The organism is Gelidibacter sediminis, from assembly GCF_004364975.1.
Classification (GTDB): Bacteria; Bacteroidota; Bacteroidia; order Flavobacteriales; family Flavobacteriaceae; genus Gelidibacter; species Gelidibacter sediminis.
The window spans coordinates 422097-445238 of the sequence record NZ_SOBW01000007.1; the positions used below are offsets into that span (position 1 = coordinate 422097).

General features: G+C 38.9%; 17 protein-coding genes. 1 reads left to right on the plus strand and 16 read right to left on the minus strand.

What is annotated here, in order from left to right:
* The 6 genes from BXY82_RS01925 to msrB all read right to left on the minus strand — a co-directional run bounded on the left by BXY82_RS01925 (position 1) and on the right by msrB (position 4336).
* Positions 1 to 582, minus strand: coding sequence for a peptide-methionine (S)-S-oxide reductase (locus BXY82_RS01925; RefSeq protein ID WP_317128551.1), 582 nt, complete (start codon positions 580 to 582; stop codon positions 1 to 3).
* Entirely contained in the window at positions 524 to 805 is a 282-nt protein-coding gene (locus BXY82_RS01930) for a DUF427 domain-containing protein (RefSeq protein ID WP_133756491.1), read from the minus strand. The genes BXY82_RS01925 and BXY82_RS01930 overlap by 59 nt, the downstream gene beginning before the upstream one ends.
* Positions 806 to 869: 64 nt before the next feature.
* Positions 870 to 1364: a peptide-methionine (S)-S-oxide reductase MsrA gene (msrA, locus tag BXY82_RS01935; RefSeq protein WP_133756492.1), complete on the minus strand. Its 495-nt coding sequence runs from the start codon at positions 1362 to 1364 to the stop codon at positions 870 to 872.
* 78 nt (positions 1365 to 1442) lie between these two features.
* The gene (locus tag BXY82_RS01940; protein ID WP_133756493.1) at positions 1443 to 3005 is read right to left on the minus strand and encodes a protein adenylyltransferase SelO; all 1563 of its coding nucleotides are present in this window, start codon (positions 3003 to 3005) and stop codon (positions 1443 to 1445) included.
* Between the two features lie 18 nt (positions 3006 to 3023).
* Positions 3024 to 3860, minus strand: coding sequence for a peptide-methionine (S)-S-oxide reductase MsrA (gene msrA / locus BXY82_RS15665; RefSeq protein ID WP_133756494.1), 837 nt, complete (start codon positions 3858 to 3860; stop codon positions 3024 to 3026).
* A gap of 17 nt (positions 3861 to 3877) precedes the next feature.
* The gene (msrB, locus tag BXY82_RS01950; protein WP_133756495.1) at positions 3878 to 4336 is read right to left on the minus strand and encodes a peptide-methionine (R)-S-oxide reductase MsrB; all 459 of its coding nucleotides are present in this window, start codon (positions 4334 to 4336) and stop codon (positions 3878 to 3880) included.
* Between the two features lie 145 nt (positions 4337 to 4481).
* On the opposite strand from msrB, the gene BXY82_RS01955 reads away from it, so the two are divergent.
* Positions 4482 to 5765 (plus strand): Pycsar system effector family protein, encoded by a 1284-nt coding sequence (locus BXY82_RS01955; protein WP_133756496.1) that lies wholly within the window; start codon positions 4482 to 4484, stop codon positions 5763 to 5765.
* Here BXY82_RS01955 and BXY82_RS01960 read toward each other — a convergent pair.
* From BXY82_RS01960 to BXY82_RS02005, 10 genes are all read right to left on the minus strand, one after another.
* Entirely contained in the window at positions 5762 to 8134 is a 2373-nt protein-coding gene (locus BXY82_RS01960) for a GAF domain-containing protein (RefSeq protein ID WP_133756497.1), read from the minus strand. The genes BXY82_RS01955 and BXY82_RS01960 overlap by 4 nt on opposite strands.
* A 731-nt stretch (positions 8135 to 8865) precedes the next feature.
* Entirely contained in the window at positions 8866 to 10527 is a 1662-nt protein-coding gene (locus BXY82_RS01965) for an alpha-amylase family glycosyl hydrolase (protein ID WP_133756498.1), read from the minus strand.
* 2 nt (positions 10528 to 10529) lie between these two features.
* Positions 10530 to 11951: an alpha-amylase family glycosyl hydrolase gene (locus BXY82_RS01970; RefSeq protein ID WP_133756499.1), complete on the minus strand. Its 1422-nt coding sequence runs from the start codon at positions 11949 to 11951 to the stop codon at positions 10530 to 10532.
* 6 nt (positions 11952 to 11957) lie between these two features.
* On the minus strand, positions 11958 to 14339 hold the full coding sequence (locus BXY82_RS01975) for a glycoside hydrolase family 31 protein (protein WP_133756500.1): 2382 nt from the start codon (positions 14337 to 14339) through the stop codon (positions 11958 to 11960).
* A gap of 141 nt (positions 14340 to 14480) precedes the next feature.
* Positions 14481 to 15458 carry an alpha/beta hydrolase gene (locus tag BXY82_RS01980; RefSeq protein ID WP_133756501.1) on the minus strand — a complete coding sequence of 326 codons (978 nt, stop codon included), beginning with the start codon at positions 15456 to 15458 and terminating at the stop codon, positions 14481 to 14483.
* A gap of 59 nt (positions 15459 to 15517) precedes the next feature.
* Entirely contained in the window at positions 15518 to 17368 is a 1851-nt protein-coding gene (locus BXY82_RS01985) for a glycoside hydrolase family 13 protein (protein WP_133756502.1), read from the minus strand.
* Between the two features lie 40 nt (positions 17369 to 17408).
* Complete coding sequence (locus BXY82_RS01990; protein WP_133756503.1) at positions 17409 to 19715, minus strand: glycoside hydrolase family 65 protein; 2307 nt, start codon at positions 19713 to 19715, stop codon at positions 17409 to 17411.
* A 175-nt stretch (positions 19716 to 19890) separates the two neighbouring features.
* Entirely contained in the window at positions 19891 to 20556 is a 666-nt protein-coding gene (gene pgmB / locus BXY82_RS01995; RefSeq protein ID WP_133756504.1) for a beta-phosphoglucomutase, read from the minus strand.
* Positions 20549 to 21916: an MFS transporter gene (locus tag BXY82_RS02000; RefSeq protein WP_133756505.1), complete on the minus strand. Its 1368-nt coding sequence runs from the start codon at positions 21914 to 21916 to the stop codon at positions 20549 to 20551. The genes pgmB and BXY82_RS02000 overlap by 8 nt, the downstream gene beginning before the upstream one ends.
* Positions 21917 to 22044: 128 nt before the next feature.
* On the minus strand, positions 22045 to 23085 hold the full coding sequence (locus BXY82_RS02005) for a LacI family DNA-binding transcriptional regulator (RefSeq protein ID WP_133756506.1): 1041 nt from the start codon (positions 23083 to 23085) through the stop codon (positions 22045 to 22047).
* Positions 23086 to 23142: the final 57 nt, after the last annotated feature.

The following is a 23142-nucleotide window of genomic DNA, read 5'->3' on the forward strand; positions in this document are numbered from 1 at the left end:
TTACGCTTTTAAATGAGACAATTTAGCTGAATTGACATGCTCTGAAAATTGTTGTAAAATAAGTTTCAATTTCGGATTAATATAGTTCTCACAGAAAGGTTTCTCCGGATTTTTAAAATAATAATTTTTAAGCGCTTCCCGTGAAGGTTTAAAATAACTAAATGGTAACACTTTTGTGATCAATTTGTTGTGAAATTTTAATTGAAAACCCTTGAGCAAATCCGTTACTGAATTTTGTTGTGTTTTGCTAAAAGTATAGATGGCAGAACGGTGTTTCTTTCTCATGGAATGATCGGACTTGCTATTATGCGTTAACAAATGTATTTCAATTAAGGTGGATAGCGTAACGCATTTACCATTATAATGAACGATAATAGCTTCAGAGAGCTCCCTATTGCACGTTGTAGAAGCCACATAGCCCTGCTCCACTTTTTCGACACCTATAATAGACTGAAAAACGGCCTCCGTACACCAATGACATCCGCCTCCAAAGGCGATTTTTGAAACCTCAACCGGCATGACGCTATGGTTCAATTTGGACACCTCCCCAAAAGGCAACATGATTTTTAATAGCTTCAGCATTTTCAGAAACCTTAGGATAATACCAAGCGCCGCCTATATTTTGTTTACCATCAACTTCAAGGTTGTAATAGGAAGCCTTACCTTTCCAAAGACAGGTGGTGTGGGCAATACTGGGCATAACGTATTCTTGTTTAACACTCTCATGAGGGAAGTAATGATCGTTTTCTACCACCACAGTTGCATCACTTTCTGCAATAATGGTATTGTTCCAAATGGCCTTCATATCAAATTTTGTAATAAGTTATCACAACACAATTCGTTTAAATCAAAACTCTCCTACTAATAACTCAGATAAAAGGTTGGTCAAATCTCTCAAAATGACACGTATAACCATCTGGTTTTCTCAGCAAATAATCTTGATGTTCTGGTTCTGCGGTCCAAAACTTGGTATAGGGCTCTAGAGTGGTTACAACCTTACCATCCCATTTGTTAGAAGCATTTACAATATTGATAACATCTACAGCTTCGGCCTTTTCTTCTTCATTTTGAAAAAATATGGCAGAGCGATAACTGGACCCTATATCATTCCCTTGACGGTCTACCGTAGTGGGATTGTGGATTCTGAAAAAATAATCTAAAATCTGTCTGAAAGAAGTTTCATCAGGATCATACGTGATTTCAATCCCTTCTGCATGTCCTGGATGATTCCTATATGTAGGGTGCTCGTTCTGACCACCAATATAACCTACCTCAGTATCCTTTACACCTGGGCGCACTCTGAAAAGATCTTCCATCCCCCAGAAACAACCACCAGCGATATATGCTTTTTTATAATTGCTCATTATTTTCTTCTAAATTATCTGTAATTAAATTCAATTTTTTTGTGTACACCTGAATGTATCTGACTAGACACCTGTTCGTTATGAACTGCAGGACAACATGCTGCAGCCTACTTTATCACGGGCCCATTCTGGCCGTTTCGCGAACCATTGCTCGTATTCGGGCTGTTCATCGTATGGCTTTTTCAACATTATAAACAAGTCATCAATAAGTGCATACTCCCCTTTATCAGCTGCATCAATAGCTAATTGCGCCATATAATTACGCAGTACGTATTTAGGGTTGACGGCATTCATTTTGGATACGCGTTCTGAATTTGACAAGGCTTCCGTCAGCAACCGTTCTGCATAACGTTCAAACCAGGCATTCCACTGTCCTTTGATGTGGTCAGAAAGCGTTATCGGGTCGTAAAAAGCATCGTTTACTAGATGTAAACCTTCAGATGGATGTTGCGGTTTAAACTTGCTCAATTGCCTAAAGAAAATGGTCATGTCCGTTTCAGTGAGTTGCAAAACATCTTCTAATGCTTGAATGAGCAAGACATCAGATGCATTTTCCGATTGCAACCCTAACTTGTCGCGCATCATTGCTAAGGACTGCGTTTCAAAATCGGTGGTGTAAGATTCCAAAATCGCTTCCATAGATTCCGCATCTTCAATAAGCGGATACAGTGCATTGGCAAGTTGGTAAAGATTCCATAGTCCTATATTAGGCTGATTTCCGTACCTATATCTTTTATGCTGCCTGTCAGTAGTATTTGGGGTCCAACCATAGTCAAAACCCTCCAGCCATCCATAAGGACCATAATCTATAGTCAACCCAAGGATGGACATATTATCGGTATTCATTACACCATGCACAAAACCAACACGTTGCCAATGGATGATCATCTCCAACGTTAGCGTACATACTTCAGAAAAAAACCGAATATAGGTATCCTTTGAAGGCGCACCTAAATGCGGAAAATGTTCTTTTATGGTGAAATCTACCAGAATTTTTAAATTTTTATGATCTTGTCGCGCTGCGAAGATTTCAAAACTTCCAAATCTTAGAAAGCTAGGTGACACTCGACTCACAATAGCACCCTTTTCATACTCAGGATGACCATCATACATCACATCCCGCAATACGTTATCGCCTGTCAACGCTAATGACAAGGCTCTGGTAGTGGGCACACCTAAATAATACATGGCTTCACTACACAGGTATTCACGAATGGAAGAACGCAACACTGCCAATCCGTCTGCTGAACGCGAATAGGGCGTTTCTCCCGCACCTTTTAGCTGCACTACCCAGTTTTGGTGTTCATGCTCTATTTCAAATAAATTAATAGCACGACCATCTCCTAACTGTCCTGCCCAATTCCCAAATTGATGCCCCGCATAACACATAGCATATGGGGTGGTATTTTTTAATACCATATTTCCCGTCATCACGTTTAAAAAGTCTTGAGACTCCGCATCCTTTTTGGTCAGTCCCAAATTATTTAGCATTTCAGGCGACACGTGTAATAATTTAGGGTTTGATGTTTTTCTGGGGGAAACGTAAGAAAAACAGGCATTTGTAACTTGACGCCTACTATTCTCCAAATTAGGATCAGCAGGCAGTTGCGTGGTAAATTTATGGTTGATGTTAAGTTTCATTCCTATGTCATTGGAGATTTAGCCAATAATAGCATTCCATTTATTACTTTTGCTGGCCACAGATTTGATATAGCCACATACCGCGATGGCTTTATAACCCTCATCAGTCAACTTTTCAAAAGTTTTTTCAACAAGCACCTTCCCAATGCCTTGACCGCGGATATTAAAGGGCACTTCACTATAAACCAAATGCATTATTCCGTCGCGCATTTTATAGTCTATTTTAGCAATTTCACCATCAACTTCCATAGTAAATTGCTGTTTTTCCTTATCGTGTTGTACTTCCATAGCCTCAGTATAATTGTTAGTATTTCTGTATTTTAGTTTATCGGCATGCATAGTACGCAACTTTGCCAATTTAGGAGTGATAACAGCAGAACAATAACGTTCCGATTTGTTTCTACTGTAATAATTTTGATGTTCCTCTACAGCTTTATGAAATTTCTCCACTGGGCTGATTTCGGTCACAATGTGAGTTTCAAAATAGGGTGCAATTTCTTCAACCACAAATTCTGCGATGCTTTTTTGTTCTAAATCGTTATAAAAAATAACCGATCGGTATTGTGTACCTACATCTCCACCTTGTTTGTTTAAGCTCGTAGGGTCGTGACTTGTCATAAACACCACCAATAAATCTTCATAGGAGACAATAGTTGGATCAAACTGCACCTGAACAACTTCGGCATGCCCCGTTAAACCAGAACAGACCTCTCGGTAGGTCGGGGTTCCGGGCACCGTACCGCCCATATATCCCGAAGTGACTTGACGTACACCTTTAATTTCGTTAAAGACAGCCTCCATACACCAAAAGCAGCCACCGCCAACCGTCATTGTTTCCAAATTTAACTCTGTCATTGCTATAGCTTCCAAGCTTACACTTCTTTATGTGAAGTATCCATAGTCATCGATTCTGAATTAACACAATAGCGTAATCCGCTAGGTTGCGGTCCGTCAGGGAATACATGACCTAAATGAGCATCACACACATTACACATCACCTCTACACGTACCATCCCGAAGGTGGTGTCCTTTTCGTATTTAATGGCATTTTCTTTAATGGGCTGAGTAAAACTTGGCCAGCCCGAACTTGATTCAAACTTTATGGAAGAATCAAATAACGGCGTATTGCAGCACACACAATTATACTGTCCTTCTTCATAAACACTGCATAACGCGCCAGTTCCAGGTGCTTCCGTTCCTTTTGCTCTAGCAATTTTAAATTGCTCTGGTGTTAATACCTCACGCCATTCGGCATCCGTTTTCTCTACTCTTTTATCAGGTTTAGGATTGCCATTTACAGCAAAATCCATCACGTTTTTCCATGTCAACATATCAATCACTAATTTTTCTTAAAGTTAAAAATTATAATAGCATTTGGTCGGATTTTAACGTTTTGCATTACAATTAGTGGTCATAGTGTTCATCTTCTTCATTTATTTTTTAGTAATTTGTCTCACCAATTATACACTATATTATATGGCTGATATCATCAAAAAAACTGAAGAGTTTGTATTCAATCTTTTTAAGAACGAATTACCTAATACTTTTCTATACCATAATTTCACGCACACCAAAAGAGTTCTAAAAAGTACGAACGAAATTATTGAGCATTCAGATATTAGTTCTGATGACGCTACAGTATTGCAATTGGCTGCCCTTCTGCATGATACCGGCTATACTAAAGTAAGAGATGGGCATGAGGAAGAGAGTGTTAGAATTGCAACCACTTTTTTACAGCAACAAAAGGTGGATCAAGCTATCATTGACGCTGTGAACCAATGCATCATGGCGACAAAGTTTAAAGATACCCCTCAAAATGAATTGGCAAAGATTATAAGAGATGCTGATGCTTCACATTTTGGAAAGTCCTACTTCACTGAGGCCAGCGAATTTTTAAGAAAAGAACTCGAATTACAAAATGTGAGAACCTATTCTCCCGCAGAATGGTTAAAGGAAAACATTGCAGTACTTTCACAAAGCCATCAATTTTATACGGATTACGCTTTGAAAAATTGGCAAGATCAAAAAGAAGATAATTTAGCTGACCTCATAAAATCAAATAAGAAAGAAAAAAAGAGACGCCAAAAAGAGAAAATGAAGGCACAACTTAAAGCGAAGGCAAAAGATGCGAGTCCGGAACGTGCCATACAGTCCTTTTATAGAACATCTCTGAGAAATCATATTAAATTGAGTGATATTGCAGATACCAAGGCTAATATTTTGCTTTCTGTAAATGCCATTATTATTTCATTGATGCTATCTACTCTTTTTGCAAAATTTGACAATCCGGCCAATCAATTTTTAATTGTTCCTACTATAATATTAATGTTGTCGAGCATCATTTCAATGATCTTATCCATCATTGCTACACGCCCTAATATCACGAGCGGTGAATTCACTAAAGAAGATGTTGAGAATCGGAAAGTCAATTTGACCTTCTTTGGGAATTTCCATAAAATGAAATTGGAAGATTTTGAATGGGCCATTAATGAATTACTAAAAGATAAGGACTACGTTTACAGCTCGCTTACCAAGGACCTTTATTTTTTAGGAAAAGTTTTAGACAGAAAGTACCGTATTTTGAGAGTTACCTACACTATATTTATGACAGGGATGATTGTTTCTGTAATCGCGTTTGCAGTGTCCTTTAAATTTTCACCGGGGGCTGACATAGAGGAAGTTTTGAAAACAGAAGACCAAGCGATGCATTATATTGATCAAAAGGGCACATGGCCTTCTGACTATTTTGTGCAATCTTAGACCTCCTTCATCAAATCTTCATAGGTATAATAACGTTGCTCAGTGGCATCTGTGTGATATAGAAACGGCACACGGATAGCTTTTAATCCAGTAACACCCTGAAGATTTTCCAACTCTAAAAGTTCAATCTCAGAGTCAAAGACATTTTTAAACTGTAAAAATTTAATATAATTAAGGTAGGCGTCTTCATCTTCTTTTTGCGAATATATGATGGTAAGTTTACCTTTTTGTGTCACCCGTTCCTCTGTATCCTTAACTAATGCTTTGTCTACACGTTTTTTCACCACCTCATAACGCGCATTGTACGTACCGTCCACATCAAATTGTTTTTCATCCATTCTAAAATGAATGGACAAGGGTTGATGATATGCTAAAATCATTGATGCTACATCAACCGTTGCCGGAAATCCATGCTTACTTTGATAGAATTCATTTTCCATTTCAGCCATGACTTGAAGTTGCCATAATCTTAAATTGTAAAGATACACCTCATTAAAGCTCTTTTCTTTAGTAATTGATTCGCCTATGTACATATTATGCTCTACACCATCGGTTTTATAGCGTTCAAAATAATGTGGGTACATGCGTTGTGCTTCAATTTGTTTTTGATCAATAATGTATGCCATTTTTTTATTGATCATGGTTATTGTATCATCATAATGTTTGCGGTAATAATATATAAGCCCCAAATTGTCATTAATTTTACTGAAGTAGTCGTCTATAGCCATTGCCAAGTTTTTATTTTTAGTTCTCACAAACTCAAATAATGGATGGATTTCCTTTTCAAAAAATTTGATGAGTTGCTGCTCAGTGTCTACTTTAAAATGCTCTATCAATGCATTAGACAGTTCGTCCATTTGAAAATTCAATTGTTCATAAATAGGCAGTTCTTCTGTTTCCAAAATGGTTTCCAAAAGTTTTCTCACCAAGCTAATTTGCAAAGACAAATCCTTACGCGTGGCTTGATTTCTGGCATCTGAAGAGCCCTTAACATCTATTTGCCCAAACAATGGATAGACATCAGGAAACGCAATTTGACCAAAGGACACATGATTTCCTTCTTTTTGTTTTCTATCTAAAAAAATGCGTGCCTCTTCCTCAAATTTCCATCGTACACTGGGATGAATGGAAGTGCACTCCTGTTGAATAACGGCTTCAATTAAATTCTCCTCCTCTTTTTTAGAGCGCATGACTGACGCCACTATAAAAGGCATCACATCAATTAAGATATTGGCATTGATACTGTTTAACTCATTTACCTTTGTTGAAACAATTTCCAATACCCCTAACAACTGTCCGTTAGAAGCAATAGGAGCCAAAATTGCACTTTTAATACCGTGATCGTGTAGGGTTTGATATTGAGCCTCGCCATTTGAAAGTTTGTAATATTTTTCTACATCAGGGATGGAAAAATAACTATTATCTGTAATCAGCGATTTGTAGGATGCTTCACACAATATAGTTTTGCAAGACCCAACATCAGAATTAAAAAGTAAGTAGCTATCAATACCCGCCCCAGTAACGCGTTCAAATTGCTCTTCAGATTTATTATATGATAAAAATCCCACTTTCACATCCTTTAAATTTAAAAGCGATTCAAAAAGATGTTTAAAGTCATGGGCAAAATTATGATGTTCACCGTTTCCTGTAGCCAATAAGCTTGACTTAATCTCTGAAATGGAACGGTCATCTGTAACATCAAAAATATTATTGATGGTAAAGCCTTTAAAAACATAACTTTGTGGAGGAAACTTTTCTCGCCAAAGACCAATATTATCGTAACTCTCCAACAACAAACTATAGTCCTCCTCAGTTATTTCAGGCGCCTGTTTCGTTTTGATTATTTCCACAAAATCTGCATTGTACAGTATTTTATATGTTCGTAAGATGCCATCTGCATTGGGGATTTCATAAAAGAAAGAGCGTCTAAAATTGATGTCGTAACCATAATAAAACTTTAAGATAATGGCACACGCCTCCCTGAACATATCATCTTCTGGCTGATTCGTGATTTTTAACTCAAATTCGTCGCCTGCATTCTCAATAATTGTTTTAAACCGTTTTGAGGCATTAAATATCAAACTGTGGAGAACCACCGAAGCTGTTTTAATTTCATTTTTAGACAACAACTCACTAAAAGCATCTTCTAAAAGAATGCCTATTTCCTTTTGATAAGTATACAATAAATCCGTATTCGTAAAACCCTCCCTAAGTTCTGGAGCCACATTGCCTGCGTCAAGTACACGCTTTGCCTTTGCCACCAAAAATGGGTCGTTACTTTTGGCTAATGCTTCATAATGTCTTAGAAGTTTTTCAAAACTTATTTTAATAATGAATGGCGAATCTATATGCTCATTAATGTCTGTCATAGGGTCTGAATATATTCAAATTTACGGTTTTTTGATTAGGGTATAAAAAAAGAATCGTGAAGTCTTACAAGGAGAATCACGATTCTTGTACGATAGGGTTTTACTAATTTTTATTACATTATGAATGCCATGGAATGTTTAGTTCCAATGAGGGATTAGATAAACTTGCTTCTTGATACACAATGTCACATCGAGTGATTTTCTAGCACCATAGTGATTGAAAATAGTATCGAGAAGCGTGCGATAACTCAAAATTTAATGATGTAAAATTCCCGACATGTCCCGAAAGCTTTAGCATAATTTTCCTTTATCAAATTATTGAAACACTGCGGTTCTTGATACATTTTTAATGCTGCCGCTAACGCGACAGACTTAAAAACACTGAGGTTCTCGATACATTTTTAAAGCTGTCGCTACCGCGGCAGCATTAAAAACACTCGAACTGACAAACGATACACAATGTCACTTCGAGTGATTTTCAAGCACCATAGTGATTGAAAATAGTATCGAGAAGCATGCGATATCTCAAAATTTAATGATGTAAAATTCTCGACATGTCCCGAAAGCTTTAGCATAATTTTCCATTATCAAATTATTGAAACACTGCGGTTCTCGATATATTTTTAATGCTGCCGCTACCGCGACAGCATTAAAAACACTGCGGTTCTCGATACATTTTTAATGCTGCCGCTACCGCGGCAGCATTAAAAACACTCAAACTGACAAACGAACTATTTTATTTCTAATAGGACAATGTCATATTCTGAATCTATTTGAACGCGACCGTCAATCACCTTTGACTCTTGTTTTGAATACGCATCTCGCACTGTTGAACCTTCCTTAAACACCCGAGATACGTCTAAGGTTTTTATTCCCGTTGACAACTCAAGACCTACTACAACAACATCTTCAAAATCATCATTTTTGTAACTTCTATAGAACATATAAGGACTTTCGGTAATCATTTGATGCACGCCAGCGCCAACTGCAGGATGATTTTTCCTGAACTGTCCCAACTTCTGCCAATGATTTAAAACACTTTTTGTATGGGCTTCAGAAGTGATGCTTTCCCAATTCATAAACGAACGCAAGGTCGCGTCTCCCACAGTGCCTTCTATAACCAACGCCCTTGCGGATTCATCACCATAATACACTTGTGATGTTCCAGGAGCTAATAACAGCTTGGTAGCGGTTTCAAAAGGTTTTTCCCTGTTGGCATCAAAAGGTTGGCCATCATCATGAGATGATAAGTAATTCAATACTCCATACCCTTTTAAAGGATTTTGAAGAGCATCCGTATATTTTTTAAAGAGTTGTTCGTAGCTTAACTGGGCTGCATCATATTTAAACTCAAAATTAATCAAACTGTTAAAAGCCTTATCAAAATAATTGATGTGTTTTCCGCCTAAGTCATACGCTTTCCCTGAGGATACGCCATAGCCATAAACTTCCCCAACCAAATAAAAATCATTCGCATCTAATACCGCTTCTGGATTATTGGTTTTCCATTGATTAAAGGCATAATCACATGCTACTTTAAATTCTTGCCAAACGGATTCCTCCGTATGTTTTACGGTGTCTACGCGATAGCCATCAATACCATATTCCGTAATATAATCGGTAAGCCATTTCATGATATAAAATCGCGGGGCTCTAGGATGGCCAGTTCGTTCAAAAAACGCATCCAATTCTGCTACCTCTTGGTCATAACGTCCTTCTGCCTTCCATTTTTCCACAAGTTGCGGTGGCAATGCGACGTTTTCATTACTTTCCGTTCTAATGTCCGGTAAATTTTGAACCAACGTACACGAAACAGTCGCATCATACGAGCTATAATCGCAGGTAGGATCAGTACGTACCCACTCGTCTGGCCAAACCGGATCTACAGGTGTGACAGGCCCGGTATGATTGATTACCGCGTCCAACACCACGCGAATCCCTTTACTGTGCGCCGCATCCACCAATGCTTTTAAATCTTCCTTTGTTCCAAAATTTGGATCAATTGCTGTCCAATCTTTGGTCCAATAGCCGTGAAATCCATAGGTAACACCCGTACCTTCATCAGTTCCTCCGTGGATTTGCTCCACAATAGGTGTCATCCAAATGGCATTGACACCAAGGTCCGAAAAATAACCTTCTTCAATTTTTTGGGTGATGCCTTTTAAGTCGCCGCCTTCAAAACCTCTCAATTCCCCTACTTCCTGCGTCCGATCAAAATTCACGTCGTTGGTACTATCGCCATTATGAAATCGATCGGTCAACAAAAAATATAAATTAGCGCCTTCCCAAACGAAAGGCGCATTAGTCTTCTCTTCCATGCTCACTCGCGAATTTTCTTCTTGACAACCCATCAGAACAAAACCACAAAGCAAGCACACTAAAACTTTTGACATGCTTAGTTGGTTAAAATTTTATATTCCCAAGGTTTTAAAACAATGTTCTCCTTTTTCAATTCTAACTTTTTGCCTTGGATATAATCCGTAAAACTTCCTTCGAGCGGTGCCGCAACGGATTGCTCTTTATCAGAAAAATTCCCAATAAAGGTTACGGTTTGATCATCTTTTGCACGCTGAAATGCCAAAACTTTAGCATTAGCAGTTTCCAAATTGGTGTACGATGCTGGATTCTTTCCACCGTTTAAAGCTGGATTTGTATTTTTCAACGCACCAAGTTTTTCAAGTAATGGCCACATTGTTTTTTTCGTTTTCGGAATTGAATCTTTTTCAAAAAACTTTAATCTGTGGTCCATATCATACTCCATACCTGAATAAATAAGCGGCATTCCAGGAATCACATAACTAAACGCGGTCATTAAAGGTGCCGCTTCTTTCATGCGCTCATTAATGGTACCACTCCAAGAATTTTCATCATGATTGGTCACAAAATTCATCATGATATCATTCTTTTCGTATAACGAATCGATTTGCGCCTTACGATTGTTCCAAGCGTCTAATCCTTTCTTTCCTTGTGCCAAATCATTCATAATATGGTGCGTATCCCAACCGTAAACCATATCAAAAAGACCATCTTTAGCCAATTCTGGCTCCCAAGCTTCTGCAAGCATAAAAATATCTTTGGTCGCTCTTAGTTGCGGAATAGCTTCCTCCCAGAAATCAGTAGGCACTGAACCCGCTACATCACATCTAAAGCCATCTACGCCTTCTTCCATTAACCAATATTGCATGTCAGCAATCATCTCTTTGCGCATGTCTTTATTGTCATAATTAAGGTCGGCAACATCCGTCCAATCCGTTCCTTCTGGATAAGTGATGTTTCCATCTTTATCCTTTGTATAGTAATCCGGATGGTTTTTGATCCACTCATGATCCCATCCCGTATGGTTTGGTACCCAATCTAAAATGACATACATGCCATTGTCGTGCGCCGTTTTGATTAAATTTCTAAAGTCTTCAATGGTTCCAAATTCTGGATTGATTTTAGTAAAATCAGAGACCGCATAATAGCTGCCCAAGTATTTTGATTGTTCCGCTTCAGGAAAATCTGAGGCGAATTTGCTGTCTGCTCCGCCTGTCGCTTTACGATTGGTCTCGCTAATTGGAAAAATTGGCATCAACCAAATGACTTTTACACCCAATTGTTTTAACTGCGGAATGTCTTTAGTGAATTCGTCAAAATGTCCCGAAGGCGAGTATTGACGAATATTGGCTTCATAAATCACCCCGGTCTCTAGAACGTCGTCAGTGATCGGTTGAAATGTTTCCTGAGTATTTTCAATGACTGTTAAGTCTTTTTTCGGTTCTTCCTTGCAGGCCGTAATCAGCATTAAACTGAAGGCTGCTAACATAATTTTTTTCATGTGTAGTTACTTTAATTTGATGTTTAGTTTTAAATCTTTTGCCGTGTTCCATTCCAAAGGAATGGTCACCGTATTGTTATCTTCGTTATAATCGAATGCTATTCTCTTGCGGTTTAATTTGATCCATTTTGGCTTAGCGGTGATTTGGTGCACCACAAGATCAATCTGCTTAGATTGCGCTGTGTATGCCGATCCAACCTCAGCTTCAAATTCGATTTCAATTTTAGAACGAGTCGTTTCTGATTCGAAGTTCAGTAGTTCATAATTGCCGTTTTCATAGGCATTGGCAGTTACGCCGTCATCATTATACAATTGCCCCTTACTTTCTTCAACAGATGCGTCATGATAATAATGTAATTCAAATTTATTTCCATCGTAATCCTTGGTACTTTGCATTGGGTTTGCCATCGGAATGAATGCGCCTGCACGCACAAAGGTTGGAATGTTATCTTCAACCACGTTGACGGTTGCTGATTGTCCGCCATCAAATTTGTTGCCGGTATAAAAGTCAAACCAAGTGTTGTTTTTAGGGAAATAAATGTCTTTGCTAATCACTTTTGAATTCATAATTGGTGACACCAGAAAATCATCTCCCCAAAAATAAGTGGACGCGTCTGTCTTAAGCGCCTCAGTAGTGTCTTCAAAAAACAACGGACGCATTAATGGGGTGCCATTTTTATGGTTTTGAAAACTCAAATGGTAATTATAGGGCAGTAATTGATAGCGTAATTCGATAGATTTTTTCGCCAAAACTTTGGTATGCTCATCCCAAAAAACAGGTTCTGCAGGCACATCTTCTTGCGCATGCGGACGGTAAATTGGTTGGAAAACGCCGTATTGCAACCAACGCGTATAGAGTTCCGGATCTTGAAGATTCCCCGCAAATCCGCCCAAATCAGAGTGCATATAGCCTAAGCCTTGCATGCCCATTTGAAGCGCAATTTCCGGTTGACTTTGTAAACCGCCCCAAGTTCTGTTGACATCGCCTGACCACGGAATCATACCAAAACGCTGCGAGCCCGAATAGCCTGCACGCATTAAAATAAAAGGACGTTGGTTAGGGAAGTCGGCTTTGTATCCTTCTGAAATCAAGCGCGCCCAATCGTGACCGTAAGTATTGTGGATCTCATCTGCCGTTCCTGTGGCATGCAATAAGTCTGAAGGATGAACTTCAGGTTCGCCCAAATCGCCCCAAATGCCGGTCACACCCATATCGGCGAGTCCTTTATAAATGTCCCAAAACCAGGTTTTCCCTTTCGGATTATAAATATCGATCAGTCCCGTATTGCCAAAATAAAAATCATAAGTAAATGGATTTCCGATCGAATCTTTAGCCAGTATATCTTTTTCAACAGCCTCTTGCCAACGCTTCGAAGTGGTCAATACAAAGGGTTCTGAAACCAACACCATGTTCACATGATCAGATTTTAAGTTTTTAATCATTTGGGTTGGATTTGGAAACGAATCTTTTAAAAATTCTAAATTCCCCATATGGCCTTGAATGTCTTTCCCAAACCAAAAAATATCGATGATGATGGCATCTAACGGAATTTCTTCATTCCTGAATTTCTGAACAGTCGCTTCTACTTCTTTTTGCGAATGGTAACCAAATCGGCTGGAAAAATTCCCCAAAGCCCAACGTGGCAGCAACGGTTGCTTTCCGGTTAAATCGGTATAACTATCGATCAAATCGGTCCATGAATCGCCAACAATAACCTGGTAGGTCTTTCTACCCGAGATTGTTTCATAAGTTAAGGTATTGTCTTTGTGGCTGTCCAAATCTAAAAATCCGATAGGCGCATTATCAAAATGGACCATATAAGTATTGGAAGACATCACAATCGGCATGGTGTAATTCATCAATTCAGAATGGGTTTCATAGCCATAATGCGCACGGTTATAAAGCTCCAATCGGTAGCCACGGCGGTTCATACCTAAAGCGCGTGCACCACCACCATAAAGAACTTCGTCCTTCCTCAGATTGAATTGAATGGTTTCTAAACTGTCATTTTTAACATAGCCTTTTTTCTCAGAAATGACGGGTTTGCCTTTATAACTGTACGAAATTTGAAACGGCTGTTTTTGGATATTTACCGTAATCCCCTCTGTTTGCAATTGAAACGCGTCACCAACATTAAGAAACTTCGCTTTTATTGGTTTTGGTTCTAAAACCACCGCGTGCGAATTGGGATTGTAAACTTCTCCTGCTGGAATAAAAGTGTTTTCAATGATGTGCTCACTAAACGGTGTGATTTTATAAATGCCGTCGTTCACTCTTATCTCCAAAACATTGTTTTTGTAAGTGATGGATTCGAAAATTCGATTCGGATTTTGGGAGTATCCGAGGGTAATGGAGAGCAGGAATGTTAATACTATGTACTGTTTCATATATTGTGATTTACCCTTCTGCCTTTAATTCCTTACCGGGAATTAAAGGCACCTTCCCTTGAAATAAGGGAAGAAATTAGATGATATTTTAGTTATTAGACACTTCGGGATCAAAACCTGTGAGGTCTTCAATTCTGATATTTACTCAGTCTTCTTCAACAAAAACGTCAATGGAATGTGTAGTCGTTTTTGCCACGAGACTTCCGTATGTTCAGCGCCTTCAAACTTCAAATTTCTAAAGTTTGATGGGCCGTATCCTTTATCTTTAAATATTTTATCGACTGTTGGCGCGTATTTAAGATAGAATTTATCCATAGTTTCGGTGCCATAATCAAAATAGAACCTGTGTGTTTTTGGAGACGGCACATTATCTTCCATATATTCAAAAAAAGTATCGGCCAACACATTGTTATCGTTAGGGTTTCCGCCTGGCCAATGGGTAGACAAACACGCGGCAGCACCAAAAACTTCCGGATATTCGCAAACGGCATACATAGAAATCAATCCGCCCATACTGGAACCTGCCACTACCGTGTTTTCTCTATCGGTCAACACAGAATAGTTGGCATCCACATAAGGTTTCAATTCGTGCACCAGAAACCCTAAATAATTATTGGAAGTAACCGAATCCAGTTTAAAATTGTTCAAACGTGCTTCTTCAAATAGAGAATCCTGAACCGATCTTGAAAGCGATTCAAAAGGTTTTTGAGGAAAATATTCGCTGTGGCGTAACGCGTTAATATTAAATGGTGCCACCACAATAAAATCTTTGGTAATGCTATCTGTCATCAATTTAGCACACACCTCATCAACCTTCCATTCTTCATTATTCCAAGTGATTTTACTATCAAATAACATCTGGCCGTCGTGCATATACAAAACGGCATATTTTTTACTCTCAGAATAGCTCTTTGGTAACCAAATATCCACTTTTCTTGGTGGAATGTAATTGGATGGAAAGTCATCAATGCGCAGTAAAGTACCGCCTGCAAAATCGCCTTCAATAATTTCTGCAACCACTTTTGACGTGTCCGCAGGTTTTATTTTGGCTTTTTTAGTAGTGGTATTGCAAGACACCAAAACAGCGAAAATAATCAGTATATAAATGCTTTTTTTCATAGTTATAAATACATCTCCGACTGCTTCAAGTATTCAATTAGCTGGAGAACGTAGGCTGTTTAAAATTCAATTATCATTGCGGTTTTACCAGCAACCTGCAAGGTGTTTTCTAAAGAAATCTGCTGTTCTGAAATAATATCTCTTCCTGATTTATGTGTTGTGATCATTTCCTTAAAACGGTTCAGCTTTAATGTCTGCGCATTAGGATTGTTATTGATCACTACCATCACACGTTCATCGTCTGTATATCTAAAATAAACATACACATTATTTTCAGGCACGAACTGCATGGTTTTTCCTGTATGGATGGCCGATTTCGATTTTCTCCAATTGAAAATTTTCTTCGAAAACTCAAAGAAACCAGTTTGCCCCGGCGTTCGTCCTTCCGCGGTAAATGCATTGATGGGATCACCTTTCCATCCTCCAGGAAAATCGTGACGGATATCCCCATCGCCTTTTAAATCCTTATTGCCGCCCATTCCCAATTCGTCGCCATAATACACCTGCGGAATACCTCTAACCGTAGCAATCATGGTCATGATCATTTTATAGGTGTTGAGATCTGCTTTATAAATTTCATTGATCCGATTGGTATCATGGTTTCCAGCAAACACAAGAATATTATTGATGTCTGGGTATAGAAAATCGTTGGCAAAATTCTCGTAGGCTCTTAACATGCCCTTATCCCATCCTTGTTCATCTTCAGCAAACATCACCATAAGCGCATCATGAAGCGTAAAGTCCATGACCGTTGGCAAATGCGAATTGTAATTATCTATAGCCCCAATCTTGCTATCCCTTTGCCAATAGGCCATTTGCGCCTGATTGTGCATCCAGACCTCGCCGGCAATATTAAAATTAGGATATTCATCCATAATGGCTTTTGTCCATTTTGCAATGCCTTCCTTATCATTGTACGAGTAGGTATCCACGCGGAACCCGTCCAAATCAGCAAATTCAACCCACCATATCGCATTTTGAATCAAATAATTTAGCACCAACGGATTTTTCTGATTGATATCTGGCATGGTCGTATCAAACCAACCGTTCATACAGGCTTCTTTGTCGGCTTCAGAGGCATTCGAATCAAACTGGGTGGTCATTCTGTAACTACTGCGCTGAAATCCGTTAACGCCTGAATCCCAATAATGAATCCAATCTTTGGTTGGCAAATCTTGAATCATCCAATGTTTGCTGCCCCAATGGTTGGTTACATAATCCATAATGAGTTTCATGTCGCGTTTGTGCATTTCAGAAGCCAATCGCTTGTAATCATCATTGCTACCATAACGCGGATCTATCTTATAATAATCACTTTGCGCGTAGGTGTGGTACGAATAGATAGGCTCATTGTCTTCCAATAACGGCGTACTCCAAAGTGCTGTAACACCCAATTCATCCAGATAATCCAGATGATTGATGATGCCTTGAATGTCGCCACCATGACGTCCCGAGAGCTCTGTTCTGTTCACTTCTTCAACGGTATCGTCAGTGCTGTCGTTGTCAGAATTCCCATTGGCGAATCGATCTGGCATCACCAAATAAATCAAATCACTCGAATCAAAACCTTTTCTTGCAGACGAATTTTCGCGGCGCGCTTTTATCTCATAAGACTGCTTACCGACAATCTTCTTATCCTTTAAAAATTGCAACTCGTAGGTGCCCGCAGCAATATTTTTAGTGTTGATGGTAACGAACAAGTAATTTGGGTTTTCGGTTTTGACGACATCCGTAATTTGAATCGTGTTTGAAAACTTCACCTCATATTGAGCGATGTCTTTACCATACAGCATTAATTGCACATCAGAATGCTGCATCCCTGCCCACCAAAATGGCGGTTCTATCTTCTCTACCTGTGCAAAAACTGTCATGGTTAAAAATACCATTAAAATGGCTATCAAATTCTTCATGTCATCTCAATTTTAAATTATTTACAGAATTATAATTGGTTTACACCGTCAAGACCTGCTGTGGATTCACGGTTACCTCTTTTCCGTTGATCAGGATCGCCATAGCTTGATCACCTTCTAATTCAAAAGACGTCTCGTTTTTGGACACACTAATTTTAAGAATTTGATTTCTGAAATTAATTTTGAACGAGTAGGCATCCCATTGCTCCGGGATTTTAGGTATAAACGATAACTTGTTATCAATAACCCGCATCCCGCCAAATCCTTCAACAATACTCATCCAAGTACCCGCCATAGAGGTAATGTGCAATCCTTCTTCTACTTCGTGATTGTAATCATCCAAATCCAATCGGGAGGTTCTTAAATAAAACTGATACGCCTGTTCCATTCTGCCCAATTTAGCCGCCTGAATACTATGCACACAAGGTGATAAGGAGCTTTCATGAACCGTAAATGGCTCGTAAAAATCGAAGTGACGTTCCAATTCTTCTGTGGAAAATTGATCTTCAAAAAAATAAAATCCTTGTAACGTATCGGCTTGTTTGATGTAAGGCGAACGTAAAATGCGGTCCCAAGACCACTTTTGGTTGATAGGACGTTCTGATTTTGGCAAATCTTTTACGGTAATCAATTCCTTATCCAAGAATCCATCTTGTTGCAAGTACACATCATGCTCCTCTGAATACGGATAATACATGTTGCTGGCCACTTGCGCCCAATCAGATAGTTCTTCTTCGGTCAATTTCACCTTATCAATCACGCGAATCAAATCAGCAGCATAGTCCTCCTTCATCTTAGAAATTGTTTCTAAGGTGTAGTTCAGACACCACTGTGCGATATAATTGGTATAAAAGTTATTGTTGATGTTGTTTTCATACTCATTAGGACCCGTAACACCTAAAATGACATACTTGTTTCTAAGTGTCGAAAAGGTAGCGCGTTGTTTCCAAAAACGAGCGATGGCGATAAGCACTTCCAATCCTTTTTCTGGGATGTAACTGAAGTCGCCGGTAAACCGGTGGTAATTGAAAATGGCAAAGGCAATAGCCCCATTACGGTGAATTTCCTCAAAAGTAATTTCCCACTCGTTATGGCATTCTTCCCCGTTCATGGTCACCATTGGGTAAAGTGCAGCCCCGTTTTTGAATCCGAGTTTTTCAGCATTTTCAATGGCTTTTCCTAAGTGATTGTAGCGATACTCCAATAAATTACGTGCTACTTTTTGATCCTTGGTCGCCATATAAAACGGAATGCAATACGCTTCCGTATCCCAATAGGTACTACCGCCGTATTTCTCACCAGTAAAACCTTTCGGACCAATATTCAGGCGTGCATCTTTGCCCAAATAGGTATGGTTTAATTGCATGATGTTAAATCGGATGCCTTGTTGTGCTTTCACATCGCCATCAATGGTGATGTCTGACATTTTCCAAATTTTAGCCCACGCTTCCTTTTGTTGTGCCAACATCTGATCAAAACCAATCTCTGCAGCTTTAGCTAAGGTGTTTTGCGCCACCGAAACCAATTCATTTTTATCGTGATTTCTGTCGACAGTATACCCACCAAACTTGGTCATGGTAACCGTATCGCCTTTGGCAACCTTTGAAGTGTAGGAAAAAGATATTGTATGCTCAGATTTTGAAATTGATGGCGTTTCATTTAAAACCTCTCCGTTTAAAGACAATTCCGTTTGCATTGCAGTACACACATGAAATTTCGTTTTCATGGTATGCGATAAAATGAACGCTTGTGATCCTTCAGAAGTAACGCTTAGCGTATTCCAGAATTTATCGTCCCAATTGCTGTCTTCATTGGTAATGCCAGCATCTAAATATGGTTCAAACACAATGTCCGCCGCGCTATTTAACGCCGTCACATGATATTGAATGACGCCAACTTCATCCATGTCAAGACTTAAAAAACGCTTAGCATCTACCTTAAGCGCGATGCCGTTTTGAAGAGTTACTTCAAAAGTTCTGGATAACCAACCTTCTTGCATGTTGAGTTCCCTTCTAAAGTTTCTGACTTCCTTACAAGTTGCTAAATCTAGTGCTTCGCCATTAATAGTGACGTTGATTCCAATCCAATTTGGAGCGTTGAGCACCTTGGCAAAATATTCCGGATAGCCGTTTTTCCACCACCCGACACGGGTTTTGTCTGGATAATAAACGCCGGCAATATAATTGCCTTGAAAAGTACTTCCTGAATACTGCTCTTCAAAATTGGCACGTTGCCCCATGGCACCATTACCAATACTAAAAATACTTTCAGAAGATTTGACACGTTCGGCATCAAAGCCTTCTTCTATAATGGACCAATTGTTTGGTTGTATATAATCTTGATTCATTTTTTTAATAGATATGAGAATTTAGAATTAAGACCGCTTCGCTTTTAGAATGCGCGTCAGTTTCTCTTCAAAATTCTTTGTGTTTATGTTTTAACCCCATTGGACGCTATTATTTTTCAAGCACCACAATGAAGTTCTCTGTTATTTTTTACGACTCTCTGCTTAAAACTCAGTACTAACAATTTTTACGAGTTATCAATTTTTTCAAAAACTCAGCATCCATTTCCTGAAAACCTGCAAAGACGAAATCGGCTTCGTGAAGGGTTTCTTTATCGCCAATCCCGATAGATACCATGCCAGCAGCGTTGGCTGCTTGAATTCCGGCAACGGCATCTTCAAAAACGATGCAATCTTTAGGAGCAACCTGTAATTGTTCTGCTGATTTTAAAAATACTTCCGGATCTGGTTTTGCTTTGGTCACATCGTTACCGTCTACAATGACATCAAATTTTGATAGGATATTGACTTTTTCTAAGATCATTCGGGCATTTTTACTTGCGGAACCTAAGGCGATATGTTGTTCTGCCGCTCTTAAAAAATCTAAGGTTTTTGTCACATCAGGAAGAATTTCTTGTTCGTCCATCGTGTCGATATACGTCAGGTAATCTTCATTTTTAAGTCCCATGAGTCTCGTAAACTCAGCCTCACTAATGGTTTTATTACCCCAAGCCAGAATCTTCTCTAAAGATTTGATTCTGCTGACGCCTTTCAATTGTTCATTTTGCTCGTGGGTAAAATCGACTCCAATTCCGTTAGCCAATTTTTTCCATGCCAGAAAGTGATATTTTGCGGTATCTACAATAACACCGTCCAAATCGAATATAAATGCTTTTTTAGTCATGCTTTAAAGTCAAATCTTTTTTGTCGTTAATTTTAAATGCTAAAATTCCGGCGATAATAAAGCTTACCCCACTCACCATTATGGCATAGATAGCTTCGTTGTTGTAGGCGTATTTCACTAAAGGCCCACCGATAATCCCGTTGATAATTTGTGGCACTACAATGAAGAAATTGAAAATCCCCATATACACTCCCATTTTTTTTGGCGTGATAGATCCAGCCAACATGGCATAAGGCATAGCGAGAATACTGGCCCAGGCAATTCCGATAAATACCATGGATAATATCAGCCAATCTTCGTTTGGCATAAAATAGATAGACAACAAGCCTATTCCTCCAATAAAAAGTGAGTATGCGTGTGTTTTTTTTCTGGATAATTTCTTGGCAATTGCCGGCAATAAGAAGGCGAAAATAGCGGAGATCCCGTTATACACCCCAAATAAGATGCCCACCCAGTTTCCTGCTTCCTGGTAGGTTTCACTGCTGGAGTCTGTTGATGGTAATCCGTAAATATGCTGTGCAATGGCTGGTACGGCAAATACCCACATGCCGAACAAGGCAAACCACGAGAAGAATTGCACCCAACTTAATTGGCGCATTGTTTCTGGCATTTTCTTGAAATCTTCAAAAATGTCGGATAGTTTTGCTTTGTGGACGATGCCATCATCAGCTGTTATTTTGTGATGTGCTTTAGCGTCTTCAAATTGCTGTAATTCTTCTGGAGAATATTCTTTTGTGGTAAAAATGGTCACTAAAATAGAACCGATTAAAACCCCAGCCCCAATTACAAACGACCATAAAAGGTTGGCAGGAACTGATCCGTCAGGAGAGGTTTGTGCCATCCCAAACCAATTGGTCAACACCCAAGGCAACCACGATCCGATAACTGCTCCAATACCGATTAAAGCGGTTTGGATACTAAAGCCTTTGGTAGTCTGTTCGTCAGAAAGATTGTCTGCCACCAATGCTCGGAATGGTTCCATGGCAATGTTAAAGGAGGCATCCATTATCATGAGCATTCCGGCACCAACCCATAAGGCTGGTAAAATGGCGATCATAAAATCAGCTTGCGGAATAAAAATCATTCCCACTGAAGCAAGTACCGCACCTAACAGGAAAAATGGTTTCCTTCGGCCGAATCTTGTCCATGTGTTGTCGCTATAATGCCCAATAATAGGTTGGACAATTAAGCCCATCAGTGGAGCTACGAGCCAAAACCATGACAGTTCGTGCACATCGGCGCCAAAAATTTGAAGTATTCTGCTGGCATTAGCATTTTGTAGGGCAAAACCCATCTGGATTCCCAGAAAACCAAAACTCATGTTCCAGATTTCCCAAAATCCTAGCGTACGCTTTTTCATTAATAGTATGTTTAGATTAATACTATTGACAAGCGATAAAACTTATCAAAACTTATTTGTAAGAAGTGAAAATAAAGTTTTGATTACGCGGTAAAGATAGTAAAGTTTTTAAATCTGCACTATTTATTTTATTTGGTAGAGTTTCTTTCTACGAGTTCTGTCTCAATCACAACGGTCGTATAATGCTCCTCTTCATCCTCCCGTTCTAGGTTGTCTATCAGCAATTCAGCTGCTTTTTCACCCATTTGTTGTCCGTGTTGATTAACCGTGGTCAAGCTAGGTGTGGCGTGCTTGGAAAGCACTCCATCAGTAAAGCCAATAAACTGTATATCCTCCGGAATTTTCATTCCTAAATTACGCGCCACCTTCATAGCGATAATGGCGTAGAGTTCATTTACAGCAAAAACACCATCTATTTTTTTATTTCTTTTAAACAAATCCTCAATTTCTCGTTCTAAAGATTCTAAATGGTCTTCAGAAACCAGTTCGTCATCCACCTTTAAAATCAAATCTGTTTCCGGGCTCATTTTAAATTCCTCTAATGCATCTAAATAACCCTGAGTTCTCAGCTTTCCTACACTGACATAATCTTTTGTTGTAATAATAGCCACATGTTTGCAGCCACTAGACAAGAGCTTCATGACTGCATTTTTCGAGCCCTTAGAATCGTCAATAATAACTTTATCGCAATGGATTTCATTCACGATACGATCAAACATCACAATAGGCATTCCCTGACTGATAGTTTCTTTAAAATGGTGGTAATCTTGCTGTTGTAATGTTTCTTTTGAAATAGACAGTATGAAACCGTCAATGCTGCCATTCGCCAACATTTGCATATTAATCACCTCTTTATCAAAAGATTCATTAGACAACCCAACAATAACATTGTACCCGCGTTTATTGGCCACTAACTCGATTCCTCTAATGACTTTGGAAAAAAAATGATGGACGATTTCCGGAATAATAACTCCTATGGTTTTCGTTTTTCTGTTTTTTAAACTTAAGGCTATATTATTGGGACGGTAATTGTAAAGTTTTGCAAAGGCCTGAACTTTTTGCCGCGTATCTTCACTAATTTCAATACTATCCCGCAAAGCTTTGGAGACAGTGGAGATAGACACGTCTAGTTCTCTTGCAATTTGTTTTAAAGTGATTTTTTTTTTCATAATTATAGCTGTCTCGAACCGCTTATTTTAACGCTGATAAGGTAATAATAAAGCTTA